Source organism: Acidovorax sp. A1169 (genome assembly GCF_030704685.1).
Classification (GTDB): Bacteria; Pseudomonadota; Gammaproteobacteria; order Burkholderiales; family Burkholderiaceae_C; genus Acidovorax.
The window spans coordinates 71,017-90,635 of record NZ_JAUZDX010000021.1 but is presented as its reverse complement, the minus strand read 5'-3'; the positions used below and the strand labels follow the sequence as shown (position 1 = coordinate 90,635).

Annotated in this window: 19 protein-coding genes; 3 read left to right on the top strand and 16 right to left on the bottom strand. The window is 65.7% G+C overall.

From position 1 onward, the window contains the following. Positions 1–131 precede the first annotated feature (131 nt). The 12 genes from QYL93_RS26100 to QYL93_RS26045 all read right to left on the bottom strand — a co-directional run bounded on the left by QYL93_RS26100 (position 132) and on the right by QYL93_RS26045 (position 13,172). Entirely contained in the window at positions 132–731 is a 600-nt protein-coding gene (locus tag QYL93_RS26100; RefSeq protein ID WP_305746406.1) for a hypothetical protein, read from the bottom strand. After that, on the bottom strand, positions 728–2,038 hold the full coding sequence (locus QYL93_RS26095) for a hypothetical protein (RefSeq protein WP_305746405.1): 1,311 nt from the start codon (positions 2,036–2,038) through the stop codon (positions 728–730). Before QYL93_RS26095 ends, QYL93_RS26100 begins: the two co-directional genes overlap by 4 nt. Next, positions 2,035–2,538 carry a hypothetical protein gene (locus QYL93_RS26090; RefSeq protein ID WP_305746404.1) on the bottom strand — a complete coding sequence of 168 codons (504 nt, stop codon included), beginning with the start codon at positions 2,536–2,538 and terminating at the stop codon, positions 2,035–2,037. Before QYL93_RS26090 ends, QYL93_RS26095 begins: the two co-directional genes overlap by 4 nt. After that, entirely contained in the window at positions 2,539–3,468 is a 930-nt protein-coding gene (locus QYL93_RS26085; protein WP_305746403.1) for a type II secretion system protein, read from the bottom strand. A gap of 66 nt (positions 3,469–3,534) precedes the next feature. After that, positions 3,535–4,380 carry a type II secretion system protein gene (locus tag QYL93_RS26080; protein ID WP_305746402.1) on the bottom strand — a complete coding sequence of 282 codons (846 nt, stop codon included), beginning with the start codon at positions 4,378–4,380 and terminating at the stop codon, positions 3,535–3,537. Positions 4,381–4,401: 21 nt separating this feature from the next. Further along, positions 4,402–5,211 carry a type II secretion system protein gene (locus tag QYL93_RS26075; RefSeq protein ID WP_305746401.1) on the bottom strand — a complete coding sequence of 270 codons (810 nt, stop codon included), beginning with the start codon at positions 5,209–5,211 and terminating at the stop codon, positions 4,402–4,404. Between the two features lie 866 nt (positions 5,212–6,077). Next, positions 6,078–7,253, bottom strand: a complete 1,176-nt coding sequence (locus tag QYL93_RS26070; RefSeq protein ID WP_305746400.1) for a Gfo/Idh/MocA family protein — start codon at positions 7,251–7,253, stop codon at positions 6,078–6,080. 15 nt (positions 7,254–7,268) lie between these two features. Continuing rightward, positions 7,269–8,282, bottom strand: coding sequence for a sugar phosphate isomerase/epimerase (locus QYL93_RS26065; protein WP_305746399.1), 1,014 nt, complete (start codon positions 8,280–8,282; stop codon positions 7,269–7,271). Between the two features lie 86 nt (positions 8,283–8,368). Further along, the gene (locus QYL93_RS26060; protein ID WP_305746398.1) at positions 8,369–9,349 is read right to left on the bottom strand and encodes a substrate-binding domain-containing protein; all 981 of its coding nucleotides are present in this window, start codon (positions 9,347–9,349) and stop codon (positions 8,369–8,371) included. A gap of 118 nt (positions 9,350–9,467) precedes the next feature. Beyond that, complete coding sequence (locus QYL93_RS26055; RefSeq protein WP_305746397.1) at positions 9,468–10,493, bottom strand: ABC transporter permease; 1,026 nt, start codon at positions 10,491–10,493, stop codon at positions 9,468–9,470. Next, positions 10,474–11,961 (bottom strand): sugar ABC transporter ATP-binding protein, encoded by a 1,488-nt coding sequence (locus QYL93_RS26050; RefSeq protein WP_305746396.1) that lies wholly within the window; start codon positions 11,959–11,961, stop codon positions 10,474–10,476. The genes QYL93_RS26055 and QYL93_RS26050 overlap by 20 nt, the downstream gene beginning before the upstream one ends. Then, a complete protein-coding gene (locus tag QYL93_RS26045; protein ID WP_370877038.1) occupies positions 11,958–13,172 on the bottom strand; it encodes an ROK family transcriptional regulator in 1,215 nt (404 codons plus the stop codon). The genes QYL93_RS26050 and QYL93_RS26045 overlap by 4 nt, the downstream gene beginning before the upstream one ends. Before the next feature lie 267 nt (positions 13,173–13,439). On the opposite strand from QYL93_RS26045, the gene QYL93_RS26040 reads away from it, so the two are divergent. Next, positions 13,440–15,287, top strand: a complete 1,848-nt coding sequence (locus tag QYL93_RS26040) for a bifunctional UDP-sugar hydrolase/5'-nucleotidase (protein WP_305746395.1) — start codon at positions 13,440–13,442, stop codon at positions 15,285–15,287. Continuing rightward, the gene (locus tag QYL93_RS26035) at positions 15,260–16,438 is read left to right on the top strand and encodes a trypsin-like peptidase domain-containing protein (protein ID WP_305746394.1); all 1,179 of its coding nucleotides are present in this window, start codon (positions 15,260–15,262) and stop codon (positions 16,436–16,438) included. The genes QYL93_RS26040 and QYL93_RS26035 overlap by 28 nt, the downstream gene beginning before the upstream one ends. A 90-nt stretch (positions 16,439–16,528) precedes the next feature. On the opposite strand, the gene QYL93_RS26030 is transcribed toward QYL93_RS26035, so the two are convergent. Together QYL93_RS26030 and QYL93_RS26025 are read right to left on the bottom strand one after the other, a co-directional pair. Further along, a complete protein-coding gene (locus QYL93_RS26030) occupies positions 16,529–16,879 on the bottom strand; it encodes a hypothetical protein (RefSeq protein WP_305746393.1) in 351 nt (116 codons plus the stop codon). Positions 16,880–16,955: 76 nt separating this feature from the next. Continuing rightward, positions 16,956–17,429: a DUF6882 domain-containing protein gene (locus QYL93_RS26025; protein WP_305746392.1), complete on the bottom strand. Its 474-nt coding sequence runs from the start codon at positions 17,427–17,429 to the stop codon at positions 16,956–16,958. Between the two features lie 146 nt (positions 17,430–17,575). Here QYL93_RS26025 and QYL93_RS26020 point away from each other — a divergent pair, with 146 nt between their 5' ends. Beyond that, positions 17,576–18,574, top strand: coding sequence for an endonuclease/exonuclease/phosphatase family protein (locus QYL93_RS26020; protein ID WP_305746391.1), 999 nt, complete (start codon positions 17,576–17,578; stop codon positions 18,572–18,574). 37 nt (positions 18,575–18,611) lie between these two features. Here QYL93_RS26020 and QYL93_RS26015 read toward each other — a convergent pair whose 3' ends face one another. Then, positions 18,612–18,944, bottom strand: coding sequence for a pilus assembly protein PilP (locus QYL93_RS26015; RefSeq protein ID WP_305746390.1), 333 nt, complete (start codon positions 18,942–18,944; stop codon positions 18,612–18,614). A gap of 51 nt (positions 18,945–18,995) precedes the next feature. After that, positions 18,996–19,469 (bottom strand): DUF1801 domain-containing protein, encoded by a 474-nt coding sequence (locus QYL93_RS26010; protein ID WP_305746389.1) that lies wholly within the window; start codon positions 19,467–19,469, stop codon positions 18,996–18,998. Positions 19,470–19,619: the final 150 nt, after the last annotated feature.

Here is a 19,619-nt window from a genome sequence, read left to right as displayed (position 1 = left end):
TCGCTGTCCTTGGCACCACTCGGGTGCTTCATGGATTTCTTGAAAGTTGGTTCTTCTGGGTGCGCACTTCAGGCTGTCTGGCCATTACTTGGGAGCCGCCGGTGCACGCACAGTCACGGCGGCGCCCAGGTTCACGGCAGGCTCCTGATCTGCCCCTGGGCGTTGTCCTGCGCCGTGCCGGGCACGCCCGCCTTGAACTGCTGGGTGTTGATACTGGCCAGCGAGCCATCGGGCCAGCGCAAGGTGCCGACCCGCAGCCCCGTCTCGGGCAGGGTCAGCGTCTGGCGACCCAGGCGTTCGGAGATCACGACCTTGTTGGGCTCCACCCTGGTGATGCGGCCGCCTTCCGCCAGCCAAGTGCCCTGGCGGGCCAGGCGGTCGTCGATCACGACGGACTGCGTTTCCCCAGCCAGGTCATCCAGGTGCAGCGACAGCGAGCGGCGTGGCATCTGCACGCTGCCCACGATTTCGCGGCCGGGAGCAGGCAACGCGATCAGGCTTTGCGGGTCGACCCCCTGGGCGGCCGCCTGTTGCTGCACGCGGGCCATCGCTCCGAAGGCATCCATCACCTTCGCCTGGTCGGTGCGCAGCGCCTCCGGCAGTGCGGCCAAGGCCATTTCAGGTGGGCGTACATTGGGGGTGCGCGCCTGGGCCAGTTGCACCACGCCGTACATCGCCCAGCCTAGCAATGCGACGGCAACCACATTCAAGAGCAGTGCTGCGTATTTCATGGTTTCAAGTTTCCGGATGCGGCAGCCTTGGCAACCAGTTCATAGGAGAAAGCACCGGGGGTGGAATCTGCCGGATCCACGGCCTTCAACGTCCAGCCGGCTGCAACCATCTGGCTCACCCAACGGGTGATGGATGCAGATGCACCGGGTGCCACCACGCCGTCCACGCGGAAGGCGCGCGGGCGGGTCTGTGGCTGCTGGGCAGACTCCAGCTTCACACGCACGATGCGGATGTTCTGGTTCGTCGAAGCCTTCAGCACGGCCAGGAAGGCCATGGGGTCGTAGCGCGCACCTTCATCCAGCGTGCGAGAAAACTCTGCCACCGGCAGCAGTTGCTGGGGTGCCTGCACCGTAGTCACGGCCTGGATGCGTTGCTGCATTGCCGCAAGCTGCGCGCGCTGGGTCTGGCTTTCCTCGCGTTGGACATCCGCCTGCTGGCTGGTGAATGCACCCACGGCAACCAACGCACCGCCAACCACCGCCGTGAGCGCCGTGATCGATGCCACCCAGCGTTCTGCGCGCCAGGCCACGCGCTCCGAAAAGGGGTTGAGGGCATGCCGGCCTGCAGCGTCACGCGCCAAAGCTGGCATCACCGTCTGCACCCGCTCGCCTGCAAGCGACAGTTCCGCAGCCTGCATCACCACGGGTGCGCTGCCCAGCACGCCCTGCAGGGCCGATACACAGATCTCGCCATCGGCGGGCTGAGTACTCCACAAGGCACCCCACTCCACCGCATCGGGCCCCAGGCGGCTGAGCAGCGCACTCTGGTTGGCCACCAGCACCTGGGCAGAACTGGTCATGGCCGAAGCGCCCGAACCCAGCGCCTGGGTCGAGGCGAACACCATGCCCTCCTCGCTGTGGGCAAAGCACATCAGCCGGCGCTGCGAGAGCAGCAGGCGCGCCTGGCCCACGTCCACGCCATTGCACAGCAGGCCACCGGTGGTCATCACCAGGCAGTGGTCGTTCTGCTCCTTCGCCCACTGCGAGCTGCGTTGCCACAGATCCAGCGACACCGCCGAGAAAAAGGCCTGGAAGCCACCGGGCAACTTGAGCATGCGGTGCATGATGATGTGGGCCGATCCCTCCACCAAGCCTTGCGTGCGCACGCGCTTTTCGATCAGCGCCGTGGCGTATTCGGACTTGCCCTCAAAGCGCCAGACATCGGTGAAGACGTCGTCCAGGTCCAGCACCACCAGCGCGGTATGCGTGAGCCGGGGCCAGGCAGGCACGTCCTGCGCCTCGTGGCCGTGGCAATGCACCCACCCGGCATTGGCGACGCGGTAAACGTGTTCGGCAGCAGCGCTCATGGCATGGTCCTGGGCGGGGGGGCAACGGAAACCGTCTGGAAGTACAGCGTGCCGCTGGCTCCCAGCGTCAGCCCTCTGTCACCCGGCAAGGGCGAGTGGAACAAACCTGTTTCCGGGGTCGCCGTGGCGATCTCGAAAACATCGGCGACGAAGATGGAACCCGCGCCACCGCGGCCCAACTCGCCCAGGAACTGAGCCGCTTCCACCCGACTGGCGGGCCCCACCGTACGACGCAGCTTGCGCTCGCCCCACTGCGCGGGATCGAAGCCCAGGCGGTCTACCTGTTGCGCCACCTGCTTGAGCGACTGCACGAGGCGCTCGCGCTGCTCCACCTCGGGCATGAGGTTACGGGCGCTGTCCAGGCTCTGGCGCAATTGGGCTGTCTGCTGGCGCTCGAACGCCAGCCGCTTGAGCCCACTTTGCGCCAGCCAGGCGCCACCAGCCAGCAAGGCGGTGGCCAGGGCCAGGGCCCCGAGCTTGACGGTACGGGTGCCGTTCAATTACTGCTCCATGATCCAGTGGGCGGTCAGCAGGATGACCTGGTCTTCGTCCAACGTACGGCCCGTGACGGTGCCACCAGCATTGCCGCTGGTATTGACCACGGCGGAAGGCGCGTCGACGTTGCCGGCCATCACTGACCCGCTGGGATCCGTCGTGACGAGCTTCACACCCTGTGTGTTGTTGGCTTCCCACTGGGTGCCGGGAGCATTCGCGTCCGCGGTGTTGTCATGGACTGGGCGGCCCTGGATGCGGAAGCGGCCTTCGCGGGAGTCGGGCTTGCCATCAATCACTTGGTCCATGTAACGCGCCAAGTCGGGAGTGAGGCCCCGGATCACCATCACGTTACCTGCACCGCTGGCTGTTCCTGGCGGATTCCACTGAAAGCAAACCTGCAGTTCAGCGCCGTTGCCATTGGAGTCCACGTACAGGAAACGGTCCTCATGCCCTTCACCGCGACCGGGCGGCATGCGCACACCAGCACGGGTCATGAGTTCGCGCAGATTCTGCTTGGCCAAGCCTTTGTCGCCAGATCCAACAGTATTTGCGGTATAGCCTTGGCCGCTGCAGATTTTGAGGCCGCCGTTGCCAAAATTCCCTGGAATACCCGCCACTGCCATGGAGCCTGCCCGAGTGCAAGCGGAACCATTGTTGATTGTGGTTTCAGTTCCATTAACCGCAAAGATCGGTGCTTGCTGGCAGTCGCCCAACACAACGCCGGTGCGCTGGTAGTATTGGTCGTAAGCCATCTTCCACTGGAAGGCGTACTTGTTGATAGCCTTCTGGTATTCGGCATTGCGCTGCACATCCTTGGCGATGGCCACGGCGCCAATGATCAGCCCGATGACGGCCAGCACGATGGCCAGTTCTACTAGGGTGAAACCTTGCTGGACCTTGCGGCCGAGCTTGCGAAAAGATTGCATCTGTTTCATCGAAATCTCCGACGAGGTTGAATGAGGGGATTGTTTGATGAGAGTGACTGGCGAAAGCCCAGTCAATTACTGATTCATGCGGTAGATGGCCGTGACGATTTCCACCTGGTCTTCATCCAAGTTCGAGTCGCGGGTACCTGCGTTGCCGGAGGTACCGATCTTGTCCCGGTTACTGGCCTGCCATTCCTGGCCTGGTGCATTGATGGCCCCACCGACGTTGTTGACGATGCCCTCACGGCGGAAGCGGCCTTCGCGAGCATCAGGCTTGCCGTCGATCATCTGGTCCAGCGAGCGCGCGAGATCCGGCGTCAAGCCTGTGATCACCATCACGTTGCCAGCGCCGTCACCTTTGGTGGAGGCGTCAGCAGTCGCTGAATTCATCGGCGCATTCCATTGGAAGCAGACCTGGACTTCCTGGGGGTTGCCGTTGCTATCCAGGTACACGTATCGGTCTTCAAGGCCTTCTGCGCGGCCTGGAGGCATGCGGATGCCCGCGCGCGTCATCATTTCACGAAGGCCGGTATTGACAGTCAATCGATTCATGCCCTGTCCGAGGGACCCACGGCAAATGGCCGCCGGAGGCACGATCGCGCTCATATCCCGGCCAGAGCGAACTGCGCCAGCCGTAGCGATGTAAGCCTGACCATTCACCATATTCTGTGGAGCTGTCTGGCTATCGCCAAGCACAACACCCGTGCGTTGGTAATACTGGTTGTAGGCCTGCTCCCACTGATCAATGAACTTATTCTTGATCTTGGTGTACTCGGCGTTGCGCTGCACATCCTTGCCGATGGCAACGGCACCGATGATGAGGCCGATGACAGCCAGGACCACGGCAAGTTCAACAAGGGTGAAGCCTTGCTGGCGCATTGCGCTCAGGCTGCTACGGGGTTGCTTGAGTGAATTTTTCATGATGGTGTTCCCGCACGCGGCTTACTGATTCATCTTGTAAATGGCGGTCAATGTCATGACCTGGTCTTCATCTCGCGTGGCGCCAGATGCAGCAGCCGTAGGGGCGGCGGTACCGTGGCCATAAGTGTTATTGCCTTTCCACTCCACACCAGGACCATTGGCAGTGCCGTTGTCCACACCCCTCATGCGGAAACGCCCTTCCTGTGCATCTGGCTTGCCGTCGATCATCTGGTCCAGCATGCGGGCCAGATCAGGCGTCAGGCCAGCGATCACCATGACATTGCCAGAGCCCTCCGCTGACGAAGGTTGATTCCACTGGAAGCACACCTGGATTTCCTGAGGAGAACCGTTGGTGTCGGTGTAAACATACAGATCCTCTTGCCCTTCCGCACGGCCAGGCGGCATGCGGATACCGGTGCGCGTGATCAGCTCCCGGAGGGTGAGCAGTGGCGTGACCGTAGCTCGTACAGCACCGGCCTCTGGAGCGTGTTGACAAATTGTGGCCGGCGGAGCGATGGCAGTCATATCGCCCCCCGACGTTGGCAAGGGAGCCACCGCCGTGTAGTTCGATCCATTCACCATGATCCGCGGCGCAACCTGGCTGTCCCCCACCACCACGCCCGTGCGCTGGTAGTACTGGTTGTAGGCCTGCTCCCACTGGTCGATGAACTTGTTCTTGATCTTGGTGTACTCGGCGTTGCGCTGTACATCCTTGCCGATGGCGACGGCGCCAATGATCAGGCCGATGACGGCCAGAACGACCGCCAGCTCCACCAAAGTGAAGCCGCCTTGCGCTGCCCTTTGACTGGCAGAGCCATGTTTGCGCCGCATAGGCAAGTGGGAAAAAAGTGGTCGCATGACGTCCTCAGGCGTTGAAAAAAGAGCACACAAGAAAGATTGCTAAATGTAACGACTGTAAACAATGCATAACTGAAGTCAAGAAAAAAACAATCACTCTTTCGGGTGGTTTTCGGTCGATTTTTCCCGCCTTGACAGTGCCCCGATTTCGCCGTCAAAAAGGGTTTTTTTCATAGGAGAAGTGAAGGCATTTACAGCATCCTTCACGCCTCCAAAAGCGATAGCGAAGCATCCCCCATCGCCTTGCAATTAGCCATAGTGCTTATGTATTAGAGTGGCAACAAAATACAAAACAAACAATCAAAATAAAAATCCAATAGATTTCACAAATCGAATTGGCGCGGGAAATCGGCCTGAAAGTGGCCGGAAATCTGTTAGAGCCTGCGCTGTAGAAGGAATGGCAGCGAAACGCCCGAAAACCGGGGCTCACCGGGCTGCAGAGACAGGCACAAGGAGAGCGTTTGGACGCCGCAGGTGATAGCCGGCAGGCACGGCCTGAAGAGGGCCTTCACCCTCGTATTTTTGCATGTGCCTGAACGGAATGTGCAGGGGCTGCATCGCGCAGCAGCACGCAGGGTGGGCTGTTCGCGGAATGCTCAGAGTCGCACGCCGCGCAGTGACTCCGCAGGTGCGGAGAATTGCCTCACCGGCGTGGCGCTCTTCCGTGCCATGCCGCCATGCCGTCGCGCTGAGAGATGGCGCAGGCCGTGGCTCGACGATGGGCCTGCACATGGGCTGCAAGTCGTGCGAGCGCATGCAGCGCGCACTGCTTGCCGCGCCATCGCCCCCGTCGCAGGAATGGGCCGCTCAGTGCCGTTGGTGACGCAGCAGTGCCTGGCTCACACCCCTTCGCCCGCCAGCGCCGTCCACTTGCGCTCGCTGCGCGCGGACTCCACTACCTTCTCGATGAAGCGCACGCCGCGCGCGCCGTCTTGCACGCGCGGGTAGTCGGCCGCGAGCGGGTCGGCCGGCTGGCCGGTGGCATGGGCGCGGATGTCCGCAGCCACGCCCAGGTAGACGTTGGCAAAGGCCTCGATGAAGGCCTCGGGGTGGCCCGATGGGATGCGGCCCGCGCGCAGCGCAGACGGGCTGAGCCAGGGTGCGCCGCGCGTGAGGATGCGGCGCGGCGCGTCCACCGGCGAATGCACCAGGTGGTTGGGATCTTCCTGGCGCCAGGTGATGGTGCCCAGGGTGCCCGAGACCTGCAGGCGCAGGTCATTCTCCAGCCCCGCTGCCACCTGCGATGCCACGATGACACCGCGCGCCCCATTGGCGTAGCGCAGCAGCATCTGCGTGTCGTCGTCGAGGCGGCGGCCCGCGCCGAAGGCGGTGAGATCGGCACACAGCCACTCGGGCTCCATGCCGGTGACGGTGGCGGCCAGGTTCTCGGCGTGCGAGCCGATGTCGCCCATGGTGCCCACGGCGCCGCTGCGCGCGGGGTCCAGCCGCCAGTCGGCCTGCTTGTTGCTACCGCCCTCTTCGACCGCAGTGGCGAGCCAGCCCTGGTTGTATTCGACCGTGACCTTGCGCAGAGTGCCCAGGGCGCCGCTGTGCACCAGGTGGCGCGCCTCGCGCACCAGGGGGTAACCGGTGTAGTTGTAGGTCACGCCGAACACGGTGCCGGCCTGGCGCACGGCAGCCACCAGTTCATCGGCCTGCGCGCTGGTGTGCACCAGCGGCTTGTCGCACACCACGTGAAAGCCCGCCTGCACAAAGGCCAGGGCCACCGGGTGGTGCATGTGGTTGGGGGTGACGATGCTCACCAGGTCGATGCGCTCACCGGCGGGGCGGCGCAGCTCGTCGGCCAGCAGGTCCTGCCAGTTGCCGTGGTTGCGCTCGTCGGCCAGGCCCAGGGCGGCGCCCGAGGCGCGGGCGCGCTCGGGCGAGGAAGAGAGCGCGCCCGCCACCAGCTCGAAATGCCCATCCAGCGCCATGGCCTTGCGGTGCACAGCACCGATGAAGGCGCCGTTGCCGCCGCCCACCATGGCGTAGCGCAGCTTGCGTTCAGAGGACATGGATACCCTTGTTGGTTATTTCGGTTGCTCGTCGCGGGCGAAGACGGCGTCGAAGGCGCCGGCGGCCGGCTTGAAATCGAGCCGCTTGCAGAAGGCCGCGCTCTCGGTGGCGCCGTGCACGCGGTCCATGCGGCTGTCCTCCCACTCCACCGACAGGGGGCCCTGGTAGCCGATGTCGTTGAGGGCGACGATGATGGATTCGAAATCGATCATGCCGCGGCCCACGCTGCGAAAGTCCCAGTGGCGCCGCGCATCGCCAAAGCTGGTGTGCCCGCCGAACACGCCCACCGTGCCGTCGCCCTTGCCCCACCACACGTCCTTCATGTGGGCGTTGTAGACGCGGTCGGCAAACTGGCGGATGAACTTCACATAGTCCACACCCTGGTAGGCCAGATGGCTCGGGTCGTAGTTGAAGCCGAAGCGCCGGTGCCCGCCCACGGCGGCAATGGCGCGTTCGGCCGAGGCGATGTCGAAGGCGATCTCGGTGGGATGCACCTCGAGCGCGAAGTTGATGTCGTGCTGCTCGAACACGTCGAGAATGGGGCCAAAGCGCTGCGCGAAGTCGGCAAAGCCCTTGTCCCAGTACGCCTGGCTGGTGGGCGGGAAGGCATAGATCGCATGCCACACGGAAGAGCCCGTGAAGCCCGTGACCGTCTTCACCCCAAACTTCGCAGCGGCCCGCGCCGTGTCGGCCAGCTCGCTGGCTGCGCGCTGGCGCACGCCCTCAGGGTCGCCGTCGCCCCACACGTGGGGCGGCAGGATGGACTGGTGGCGCTCGTCGATGCGGTCGCACACGGCCTGGCCCACCAGGTGGTTGCCGATGGCGAAGCACTGCAGGCCGTGCTGGGCGAGCAAAGCATGCTTGTCCTTCACATACTGCACGGAGGCCAACGCCTCCTGCACGTTGAAATGGTCGCCCCAGCAAGCCAGCTCCAGGCCGTCGTAGCCCATGCTGCGTGCCAGCGGCGCGAGCTCGGCCAGCGGCAGGTCGGCCCACTGGCCGGTGAAGAGGGTGACGGGTCTTGGCATGGTGGCGCTCCAGAAAATGGGGGCAGCGACCAGCCCACCGGGCGGCCGCCGCTGCGATGGGGCGAGACCCCCATCAGGCGTCCTGATCAGAATGGAGAGTCAGGGAAGTAGAAGCTCTTGGCGTTCTCTTTGGTGATCAGCACCGAAGGAATGATGGTCGTGGGCGGCAGCTTGTCGCCCTTGATGCGCGCTTCGGCCGTGAGCTTGATCGAGTCGTAGATGAACTTGGGGCTGTACGACACGTTGGCCTGGATCAGCGGGTTGCTGCCGTCGGCCAGCGTCTTGATCATGCCCTTGGCACCGGCGCCGCCAAACACCAGCTTGATGTCCTTGCGCTTGGCCTGCTCGATGGCCTTGAGCACGCCCACGGCCATGTCGTCGTCGGCCGCCCATACGGCGTCGATCTTGGGGAAGCGCGTGAGGTAGTCCTGCATGACCTTGAAGGCGTCGTCGCGGTTCCAGTTGGCGTACTTGGCGTCCAGCAGCTTGATGTCGGGGTGGTTCTTGAGCACCGCGTTGAAGGCGTCCATGCGCTCGTTGTCCAGCGTGGTGGCAATGCCGCGCATGGCCACCACGTTGCCCTTGCCGCCCAGCGCCTTGGCGATGTACTCGGCCGGGATCTTGCCGAAAGCGGTGTTGTCGCCGGCCACATAGGCGTCCTGCGCGCTGGTGTCGGTCAGGCCGCGGTCCACAACCGTCACGTACACGCCTTTGGCCTTGACTTGGGCCACGGGCTTGGTCAGCGCGGCCGATTCGAACGGGAAGATGACCAAAGCGTTGATCTTGTTCACCGTGACCAGGTCCTGCAGCTGGTTGGCCTGCTCGGGCGCGCCGCCGGCCGTCTTGACGATGACCTGCAGGCCGGGGTGGGCCTTCTCCAGGTCCTTCTTGGCCTGGTTGGCCCAGTACACGATGCCGCCGGTGAAGCCGTGCGTGGCCGACGGGATGGCAACGCCCACCACGACCTTGTTGGCCTGCGCCATGGCCGGTCCGGCCAGCGCCAGTGCGGCTGCGGCGCCCACGGCCGAGAGAGCCAGGCGGCGGGTGAAAGTAAATTGGCTGTTCATGATGCGTTGTCTCCTGTTGCTGTTGCTTTGATGAAAAAGGCCATGGAAGCTGGCCGGCTGGGGAACACGAAAGTCAATAACACCTACCAAAAAACCGAGAAACCGATTCAATAAGCCATCACCGTTTTCCACGCTGCATGAAGGCCACTGCAATGATCACGAAGCCCTGCACTGCCGCGTTCAGGTACACGCTGATGATGCTGGTGAGGTTCAAAATATTGCTGATCACCGACAGCAGGATGGCGCCCACCACCGTGCCGGTGATGCTGCCCGCCCCGCCCTTCAGCACGGTGCCGCCCACGATCACCGCGGCAATCGCCTCCAGCTCCCACAGCAGGCCCGTGGTGGGCGATGCGGAACCCAGGCGCGGCACATAGAGCAGCGTGGCGATGCCAACGCACACCCCGAGCAGCATGTAGGTCAGGATCTTGATCCTGTGCACATCCACCGCGGCGTACTGCGCCACCTGCTCGTTGGAGCCGATGGCCTGCACGTAGCGGCCATAGGCCGTTCGGTTGAGGATCACGCCGCCGACCAGCGCCACCAGCAAAAAGATCCACACCGGGATGGGCACGCCCAGTAGGTTGGCGTAGTACACGGGGCTGTAAATGTCAGACAGCTCGTTGTCCAGCGTGATGGCGCCACCGTTGGAGAAGTAGGTGAGGTAGGCGCGGAAGATGCCCAGCGTGCCCAGCGTCACGATGAAGGGCTCGATGCGCCCCTTGGTGATCAAGAGGCCATGCACCAGGCCGAACACTGCGCCCAGCACCACCGCCAGCAGCATGCCGACCACCACGGCGGCCATTGGGGAGCCGAGCACGGGCGCCATGGCGTTCATGAACAGGATGACCGAGCCGGCGATCAGCGCCGCCATGGAGCCCACCGACAGGTCGATACCGCCCGAGATGATGACGAAGCACATGCCCACCGCGATGATGCCGATGAAGGCCGTGCGCGTGAGCACGTTCATCACGTTGTCGTAGGTGGCGAAGTTGCTGTTGAGCAGCGTGCCGGCAATGCACAGCAGCACCAGGCCGATGACGGGGCCGAGCCCGTGCAGCTTGCCCCACCAGGCGGTAGCGGCGCCGTGTCGGCTACCTGCAACCGGCGCGGCCGGGGCGTTTTCAGCGGGTACCTGTGGCATGGACGATCAACTCCTCTTCGGTCAAATGGGGTTCTTGCAGCGTGGTCTGCAGCCGGCCGGCGCGCATCACCGCCACGCGGTGGCACAGGCCGATCAGCTCCATCAGTTCGGACGAAATCACGATCACCGCCAGGCCCTGCGCGGCCAGGCGCTGCACCAGGTGGTAGATCTCGCGCTTGGCGCCAACGTCCACACCGCGCGTGGGCTCGTCGAGCACCACCACGGTAGGGCCGGGGTGCAGCACCTTGGCCAGCGCGAGTTTTTGCTGGTTGCCGCCCGACAGCGACGATGCGCGCACGTCGAGCGAACCGGTGCGTATGCCGAACTCCTGCACCGCATCGCGCAGCGCGGCCTGCTCGGCCGCCGGGTTGAGCCAGGGCTTGGCATAGCGCTCCAGCGCCATCAGCGTGAGGTTGGGCCGCAGGCTGAAGTGCACATGCAGGCCCTTGCCCTTGCGGTCTTCGCTCAGGTAGGTGAGGCCGTGGCGTGCGGCGTCGCGCGGGCTCTTGAGCTGCACCGCATTGCCCGCCAGCTCCACCGTACCGGCCGAGCGCGGGCGCAGGCCCAACAGGCCCTCGAACAGCTCGGTGCGGCCGGCACCCACCAGGCCGGCAAAGCCCAGGATCTCGCCGCGCCGCACCTCGAAATCCACGTCCTGCGCCCAGCCGGGCACGGTGAGGCCGCGCACCTGGAGGATGGGCTCGCCCGCCGGGGCGGGCAGCTTGGCGGGGAACAAGTCGGCCAGCTCGCGGCCCACCATCAGGTTGGCCATCTGCCGCCGCGTGACGCTGGCCGTGGGCTCGCGCGCCACCAGCAGGCCGTCGCGCATCACCACCACCTCGTCGGTGGTGCGCTCCACTTCGTCGAGCTTGTGCGATATGTAGATGATGGTCACGCCCGCGGCCTTGAGCTCGGCCATCAGCGCGAACAGGCGCTCGGTCTCGCCGGGGGTCAGCGTGGCGGTGGGCTCGTCCATGATGAGCAGGCGCGCATTGCGGGCCAGCGCGCGGGCGATCTCCACCAGCTGCTTTTCGGCCACGATGAGCTTCTTCACGCGGGTGTCGGGGTCCAGCGGCAGGCCGACCTGGGCCAAGGCCAGGCGGGTCTTCTCCCGCATGGCCTTGTCGTCAAGGAACAGGCCCTTTTTTATCTCATGCCCGAGGAAGACGTTCTGCGCAATCGTCAGGTCGTCCGCCAGGTTGAACTCCTGGTGGATCAGCACGATGCCCTGGGCCTCGGCCGCGCGCGACCCGCCCCCGGGGGCGCGCACGGCGCCGTCGACCACCACCTCGCCAGTGGTGGGGCTCTCGTACCCGGCCAGTATCTTCATCAGCGTTGACTTGCCCGCACCGTTCTCGCCCAGCAGGCCGTACACGCGGCCCGGCTGCAACGCAAAGCCCACGCCGTGCAGCACGCGCACGGGCCCAAACTCCTTGGTGACGTTGCGGAACTCGACGGCGACGCTCATCGTGCGGCCCCTCCAGAACGCGAGGACTGGGCCATGCTCTCCTGCATGGCCAGCACGCCCGCGCCCACCACGCCGGCATCGTCGGCCAGGGGGGCGTACTGGATCTCCAGGTGGCGCGTGGACAGCGCCAGCGAGCGGTGGTACACGCTCTGGCGCACCGAGGCCAGGAACAGCGGTCCCATGTCCGCCACCCGGCCCGCGATGAACACGTGCGAGGGGTTGAAGAAGTTGACGATGGACGCCAGCATCTGCCCCACCAGGTTGCCCGCGCGCTGGATGATGGCGTTGGCCGCCACGTCGCCCGCGCGGCTGGCCTGGGCCACGTCTTCGGTGGTCAGGGTGCCGGTGGCCTGCAGGCGCTCGGCCAGCAGCGCGCTTTCGCCCGCCTGGGCCGCGGCCAGCGCCATGCGCGCCATGGCAGGCGCGGCGGCCATGGCCTCCACGCAGCCCTGGTTACCGCAGTGGCAACGTGGGCCGGCCTGGTCCACGCAGATGTGGCCCACGTCACCGGCCGAACCATTGGCGCCCCGGTACACCTGGCCATGGCAGACGATGCCGCAGCCGATGCCGGTGCCGATCTTGATGACCAGGAAGTTGGGCAGGTTGCGCTGCAGCCGCCACAGCTCGCCCAGGGCCATCAGGTTCACGTCGTTGTCCACAAAGACCGGTGCGGCAAAGGCCTCGCGCAGGTAGTCGCGGATGGAAAAGCCGTCCCAGTCGGGCATCAGCGGAGGGTTGACCAGTTGGCCGCTTTCAAAGTCCACCGGCCCCGGCACCCCCATGCCGATGGCGATGACCTGCGAGGCGGGTAGCCCGCAGCGCGCCATCAACTCGCGCATCAGGCCGCGCAGCCGCGCCAGGATCACGCCCGGGCCCTGGCGCACGTCGATTGGTTCGCGGTGCCGTGCCAGCACCGTCATGTCGGGCCGCATGATGGCCACCTGCATGCTGGTGGCGCCCAGGTCGGCGCCGATCACCACGCCCAGGGTCTCGCTCAGGCGCAAGGTTTCGGCACGTCGGCCGCCAGAGGACTCCTGCAGGCCCACCTCGTCGAGCAGGCCCTCATCCAGCAAGGCCGCCACCCGTGCGTTGGCCTTGCTCTTGGAGTAGGCCAGCCGCTGCGCCAGCGCATGCCGCGACGCGCCTGCGGACCAGAAAATGGTCTGCAGAACGTCCAGGTCTTCGGTGCCGCAGTTGTGCCAGCGTGCCAAGGCTTGTCTCCTGTTGTGGTGGCGGATCCAGGGGCCATGGTGGCCTCGCCTGGGTCGCCTGCGCCTCAAACGGACGCGTTGGGCAAATACTATGCGGCCCACTTAGGCCACACAAGACTTAACTTAGACCTAATTTTGTCCTAAGTCACTTGTTTTCGTGGTCATGTCGTTGTCACGTTGGCTGGGTCCACTCAGGCGGCAGACCGGAGCCGGCTACCGCCGTGCGGCTTTCAGGAAACTAAGCAACCAACACCGACGAGGGAATCCATGAAATTGCGATTGATCGCCGCGGCTTGTGCCGCTATGGCCGCCACCTTGATCGCCTGCGGCAGCGGCGGCAGCGAGCCGCCGTTCACCGTCAAGCTGATCGGCTTCAACGACTACCACGGCAACCTGGAATCCCCCGGCACTTTCGGCGCCAGCGCCGCCGTGCCGGCAGCCGACCGCCCGCCCGTGGGCGGCGCCGAATTCATGGCAGCCCATGTCTCGAAGCTCAAGGCCCAGAACCCGAACAACGTGGTCGTGGGCGCCGGTGACTCGATCGGCGCATCGCCGCTGATCTCCGCACTGTTCCAGGACGAGCCCGCGGTAGAAACGCTCAACCGCATCGGACTGGAGTTCAACTCGGTGGGCAACCACGAGTTCGACAAGGGCTCGGCCGAGCTGCTGCGCCTGCAGAACGGCGGCTGCAAGACCGGCGAGCCCAACAGCTGCAAGGGCTCGGTGGCCGGCACGCCGGTGCCCTTTGAAGGCGCCAGGTTCAAGTGGCTGTCGGCCAACGTCATCTCCACCGCCACCGGCAAGCCCCTGCTGCCGGCCTATGGCATCAAGGAGTTCAAGGGCGTCAAGGTGGCCTTCATCGGCATGACCTTCAAGGCGACGCCCACTGTGGTGACACCCACCAGCGTGGCCGGCCTGGAGTTCCGCGACGAGATCCAGACGGTGAACAGTCTCATCCCCGAGCTCAAGGGCCAGGGCATCGAAGCCATCGTCGTGCTGGTGCACGAAGGCGGCTTCCAGTCCGGCACCGTGTCGGACATCAACGGCTGCGAGGGCGCGCTCGCCGGCTCGGGCATCGCCACCCTGGTCAAGGGCCTGGACAACGCGGTGGACGCGGTGATCAGCGGCCACACGCACGCTGCCTACAACTGCAAGCTGCCCAACGCCACGGGCCGCGCTATTCCGGTGACCAGCTCCAGCTCGTTCGGCCGCGTGCTGACCGACATGGACCTGACCATCGACCCGTCCACGCGCGACATCACCGCCGCCACGGCCACCAACCGCCTCGTGGTGCGCAACGACCCCGCCGTGCCCGCCGATGCGGCCGTCGCCCGGATCATCGCTGGCTACAACACCCTGGTCTCGCCCATCGCCAACACAGTGATCGGCTCCATCGCCGCCGAGTTGCCCAACAGCCGCACCGACGGCGCCTGCAACATGCCGGCCGGCGACCTGGTGGCCGACGCCATGCTGGCGGCCACGCAGGGCCCCACCTTCGGCTCGGCGGTCATCGCCCTGATGAACGGCGGCGGCGTGCGCAACCCCGGCTTCACCTTCGCGAGCAGCACGGTGGGCGAAGGTGCCGGCAACGTCACCTACGGCGAGGCCTTCACCACGCAGCCGTTCGGCAACAGCCTGGTGACCATGTCGCTCACGGCGCAGGACCTGAAGGACGTGCTGGAAGAGCAGTTCGCGGCCTGCAAGGGCCAGTCTGCAACGGCCACGCGCGTGATGCTGCCCTCCAACGGCTTCAAGTACACCTGGGACGGCGCCAAGGCCTGCGGCACACGCGTCAGCAACGTCACGCTGCGCAACGGTGCCTCGACGGAGACCATCGTCGACGCCGCGGGCACGGTGGCCAACCCGGCCAAGACCTACCGTGTCACCATGAACAACTTCATGGCCGACGGCGGTGATGGCTACTCCACCTTCCTCAAGGGCACCAGCCGCCTGGGCGGCGCGCAGGACATCGACGCACTGGTGGCCTACCTGTCCGGCTTCAAGGCGCCCAAGGCACCCTACACGCTGGGCACCAACCCCAACGATGCGGGCGGCACACGCATCAACCGCACCGGCACCAGCACCGCATGCCCGACCGGCGCCGTCACTTCCTGAGCGGCCTGCTGGCGCTGGCGGCGGCCGGCCCGCTGGCGGCCTCGCCAGCCACCGAGGAGAAGCTCAAGGCGATCATGCAAGCGGCTGCCGCCCGGCCGCCCGACGCCGAACGCCTGCGCGAGCGCGAGGCCCTGTTGCGCGAGGCCGAGGCCGCACTGGCGGCCGGCGATGCGCAGAAGGCCGAGCAGGGCTTTGACCGAGCCGCGCTGATCCTGCATTCAGCCGACACCGAGATGGGCCTGGTGCGCAGCTACATGCAGTCGGGCCAGTACCGGCGCGCGCTGGCTTTTGGCGCCCACACGGCGGGTGCGCACCTGGACGTGGTCGGCGGCGCGGCGCTGTATGCCTGGCTGCTCCACGCGGGCGGGCAGGACGCTATCGCCCGCAAGCTGCTGGCCGATGCGCAGGTGCGTGCACCGTCGCAGCCACTGGTGGCCAGCGTGGGCCGTGAACTGGCGTCGGGTGCCCCACATGCGAGCGGCGACATGCTGCTGGCGCCCGCACGGCTGGCCCCGTACAGCCACCCCGGCCACCCGGCCGCATTGCCGCGGGGCGCGCGCCTGGTTGCGGCCGGTACGCTGGTGGATGAAGGCCGCATGGCGCTGGTGCCGGCACAGGCCGTTGCCGGTGGCCGGCGCCTGTGGGTTCGCAACGGGCTGGGGCAGTTGGTGCCGGCCACCGCCATGCCGGTGCGCGGCGAGAGTGGCGTCGCCCTGCTGCGCCTGGGCAGCCCGCTGCCCGCGCCGTCCATGGGCACCGTGCCCGCCGATGTGTTCCCGGGTGCCGTGGCCTTCGCCGTGGCGTATGCGCAAGCAGGCGATGCGGGCGCCGCCTGGCCCCTGCTGCGCACGGGCTTCGTCGGTGCCGCCACGGGTGCGCAGGGGGATCGTGAGCTCGATGTGTCCATGCACCGGGGCCTGGCGCCGGGTGGGCCCGTCTTCGACCAGTCCGGACGGCTCGCGGGCATCGCGTTGCCTGAAGGTGCCGGTGGTGCCGAGGGTGGTGCCAGGCTGGTGGCCGCGCCCCGTTTGCGCGCTGCATTCGCGGGGCGGGTGGCGCTGCCTGCGTCCTCGGAGGCTGGCCGCCTGGGACCCGACGCGGTGTACGAAGCGGCGCTGCGCAGTACCTTGCAGGTGATCGCCGCCCGCTGAGGCGCGGGCAGGCTGCAATGCCTGCGCTCCTGCAGGCGCGTCTTCTGCTTTATGGCGGAACCCTGGCGCTGGGCACTGATCGGCGCATGGCTAAATGCTGCTTGAGTCGGTGGCAGTCCACTGAAAACGCCCCAACGCCCGCAGCCACCGGAAGTGGACTTCCAGGCCCAGATAGTCGCGATCCGCTGCGTTGAGGGCAGTCTGCCGTTCAAGGCAGCGTGCGAAGAAGCTCAAGCACACCTCCCTTTGTCTGCCAACCTTGGCAAACCAGGGTTCGTCCTGAACCCAATAGCGCTCGGCAGACAGGTAGCACTCGCCGGTCAGCTTGTCCAGGTCGGGAAATGCATTGCCAGAAGGTAGCCCACTGACGTACTGCGCCACCCGGCGCCACACCTCGGCGTCGATCGCGGCGCGCACATGCTGGAGGGCGTCGTAGTCCACGTCCTCGAAGCGATCACACCGCTCCACATCCACTGGTCCCGCCCATGATGGACTTGGAATGCGCGCAAAACGAAGCTCAGGCGGCGGCATGGAGGACATAGCAAACCCATGGCTCCTGGTTCTTGGTCTTGAAAACGGCAATGCCTTGCAGATGGTGCAGTGCCAGGGCGCACAGCTCGTCCATATCGCCGGGGGTGGCGCGCAATTGCGGGGTATCGAACATCTGGTAGCCGGTCTGGGTCGCCAGCTCCCTGACCTGAGCGGCCCTGCTTCTTGACAGCACAGGGAACACGTCGTTGGCCCATGCCCAGGCCAGGCTTTCCAACGCGGGGAGGTAGGTGACGATGGGTGTCGCCTGGTACACGCAGGTCCGGCCACCATCGCCGGTGAGTGTCAGCGTCGCTGCTTCTTCATCGATGTTCCATGCAGAAAAGCCGGCAATGGCCTCGCTGAAGGCCGCCTGGCTGGCCCGGTAGCCGTCCATGGCAATGCGCAGCAAGTCTGCGAACCGGGCGTCTGTGGTGTCCTGATGGTGGCGATGGAGATGCATGGGAGTTCGGACAATAGTATCCGGGTATCGTGGTGCCGCAGGCTGGACAGTACGCAATCGGCCATCCAACCCAGGCACTATTCCACGATCAGTACATTGCGCAAATTGTCCTGCACGTTTGCCCTGCCACCCTGCCAATTGACCGTATGCCACATGCCGCAGTTCCCCGCTTCATCACCGCCAGGGCCCGGTGGCTGGCCTGGCTGTGCACCCTGGGCGCGCTGGCGGCACCGGTGGCGCGCTTTCTGCCGGCCGACCAGGCGCCCTCGCTGCAGTGGCTGGTGGAGCTGCCGGCCCACTGGCAGTGGCTTTACCTAGTGGTGGGGGCGACCTCGCTGGTGCTGCTCATGCTCTCGGGGCGCAGCGGCATGGGCAAGGGGTGGCTGGCCCTGCCGGCCTTGGCACTGGGCGGCGTCTTCCTTTGGCAGCCGGCCACGCTGCCGCGCGGCACCGAGCCGGCCGACCCCGGCGCGGTACTGACCGTGGGCACCGCCAACCTCAATGCGGCAACCACCGACTTCGGCCCGCTCACCGCGTGGCTGGCCTTGGCCGATGCGCCCGATGTGGTGTTCCTGCAGGAGTTCACCGAGCTAGCACAGCAGGCGCTCATCCGCAACCCCGCAGTGGCCGCGCGCTACCCCCATCGCCTCGCAGTTCCCCAGCCCGACCCTTTTGGCCTGGCCGTGCTGTCACGCCACCCCCTTTCGGACCTGCAGACACTGCAACCGCAGGACCTGCGCGACACCCTGCGGCTGCGCGCCACCGTGGCCTGGAATGGCAAGGCCGTGCACCTGAGCGCACTGCACCCCATGCCGCCATTGGATGAGGGCTTCGCCCATGCCCGCGACCGGGCCCTGGTGCAGGAGGCGCAGCACCTCACAGCACATCCGGGCGGCCTGGCACTGATGGCGGGGGACCTGAACATCACCCCCTGGGCGCGGGGGCTGTTCGCGGTGGATGGCAGCATGCGCCGCGCCAATGGCATGGCACCCAGCTGGCCCAATGCCTTCGGCTGGCTGTCGGTGCTGCCGCTGGACCATGTGCTGGCATCGAGCGGCTGGCAGGTGGTGGGCGGGGGCATCGGGCCGGATCTGGGGTCGGACCATAGGCCGGTGGTCGTGCTTTTGGTGGCGGCAGGGCCGTAAGGGCATCACCGGCGGCTCAGCATCTCGTACCGAGAAATCAATCTTTCTTGCGGACCGGTATCCAGATTTCCTGCGGCACCCACTCTCCATGGGCATCTTGGCGCACCTCTCGAATCTGAATTCCTTCTTTGGATATTCTTTTTATCAGGCCAAAATCTCTCCCGATGTAGTCCCACTTGAACGCCCTGTGCATAAAGCCATTGGGGTCTCGCACCGAGGCGTAGGGTCGCCCGATTTCATTCTTGAAGTGAGTCGCTTCTATCTGGAGTGACTCCCGATCAAACGCCTCCAGCGCCTGGCGCTCTCTGGAGGCGTGCACATTCGTCGACACCAATACAAGCAAGCACCCGATGAATTTAAGTGTCTTCATTGCACTCCCTGATCCTTTCATTGCTTTGCTCACGCCCTGCCCGGGAAGGCTCTAACTGCCCATTTTTACTGGCACCCTGGATTTGGCCTTCTTCTGCGCGGCCTGCAGGCCATTGAATTCCGCCGCCGCACGGAACAGCGCCTTCAGCGCCGCCTCGTTGATCGCTTCGCCCTCGTGCAGGTCGATGGCGCGCCGGGTGTTGCCTTCGAGGCTGGAATTGAACAGGCCCTGGGGGTCGGGCAGCGAGGCGCCCCTGGCAAAGGTCATCTTCACGGCCTGCTTGTAGGCCTCGCCGGTGCACAGGATGCCGGCATGCGACCAGACGGGCACGCCCATCCATTTGACCTCCTCGACCACATCGGGCACGGCCTCGTGCATGAACTGGCGCAGGCGGGCCAGGGTGGCGCCGCGCCAGTCGGCCAGGTCGCGGATCTTGGCGTCGATGAGGGCCGATGCGAATTCGCCAGGGGCCTCGGCCGAGGTGTCTGGCGCCTTGCGGGTCTTGGCGGATGGTGTTTTTCCCATGGTTGGGTGTCTCCTGCATGCGGATCGCCGCCCGCGCCGCCGCAGTGTATCGGCTTGCAGTCCCTGTCCCACAGGCCCTGCGCGCCCGGGCCTGCCCAGCGGCAACCGGACCAGGTCCTCATGCGAGAAACAAAATAATACAAATTTCCC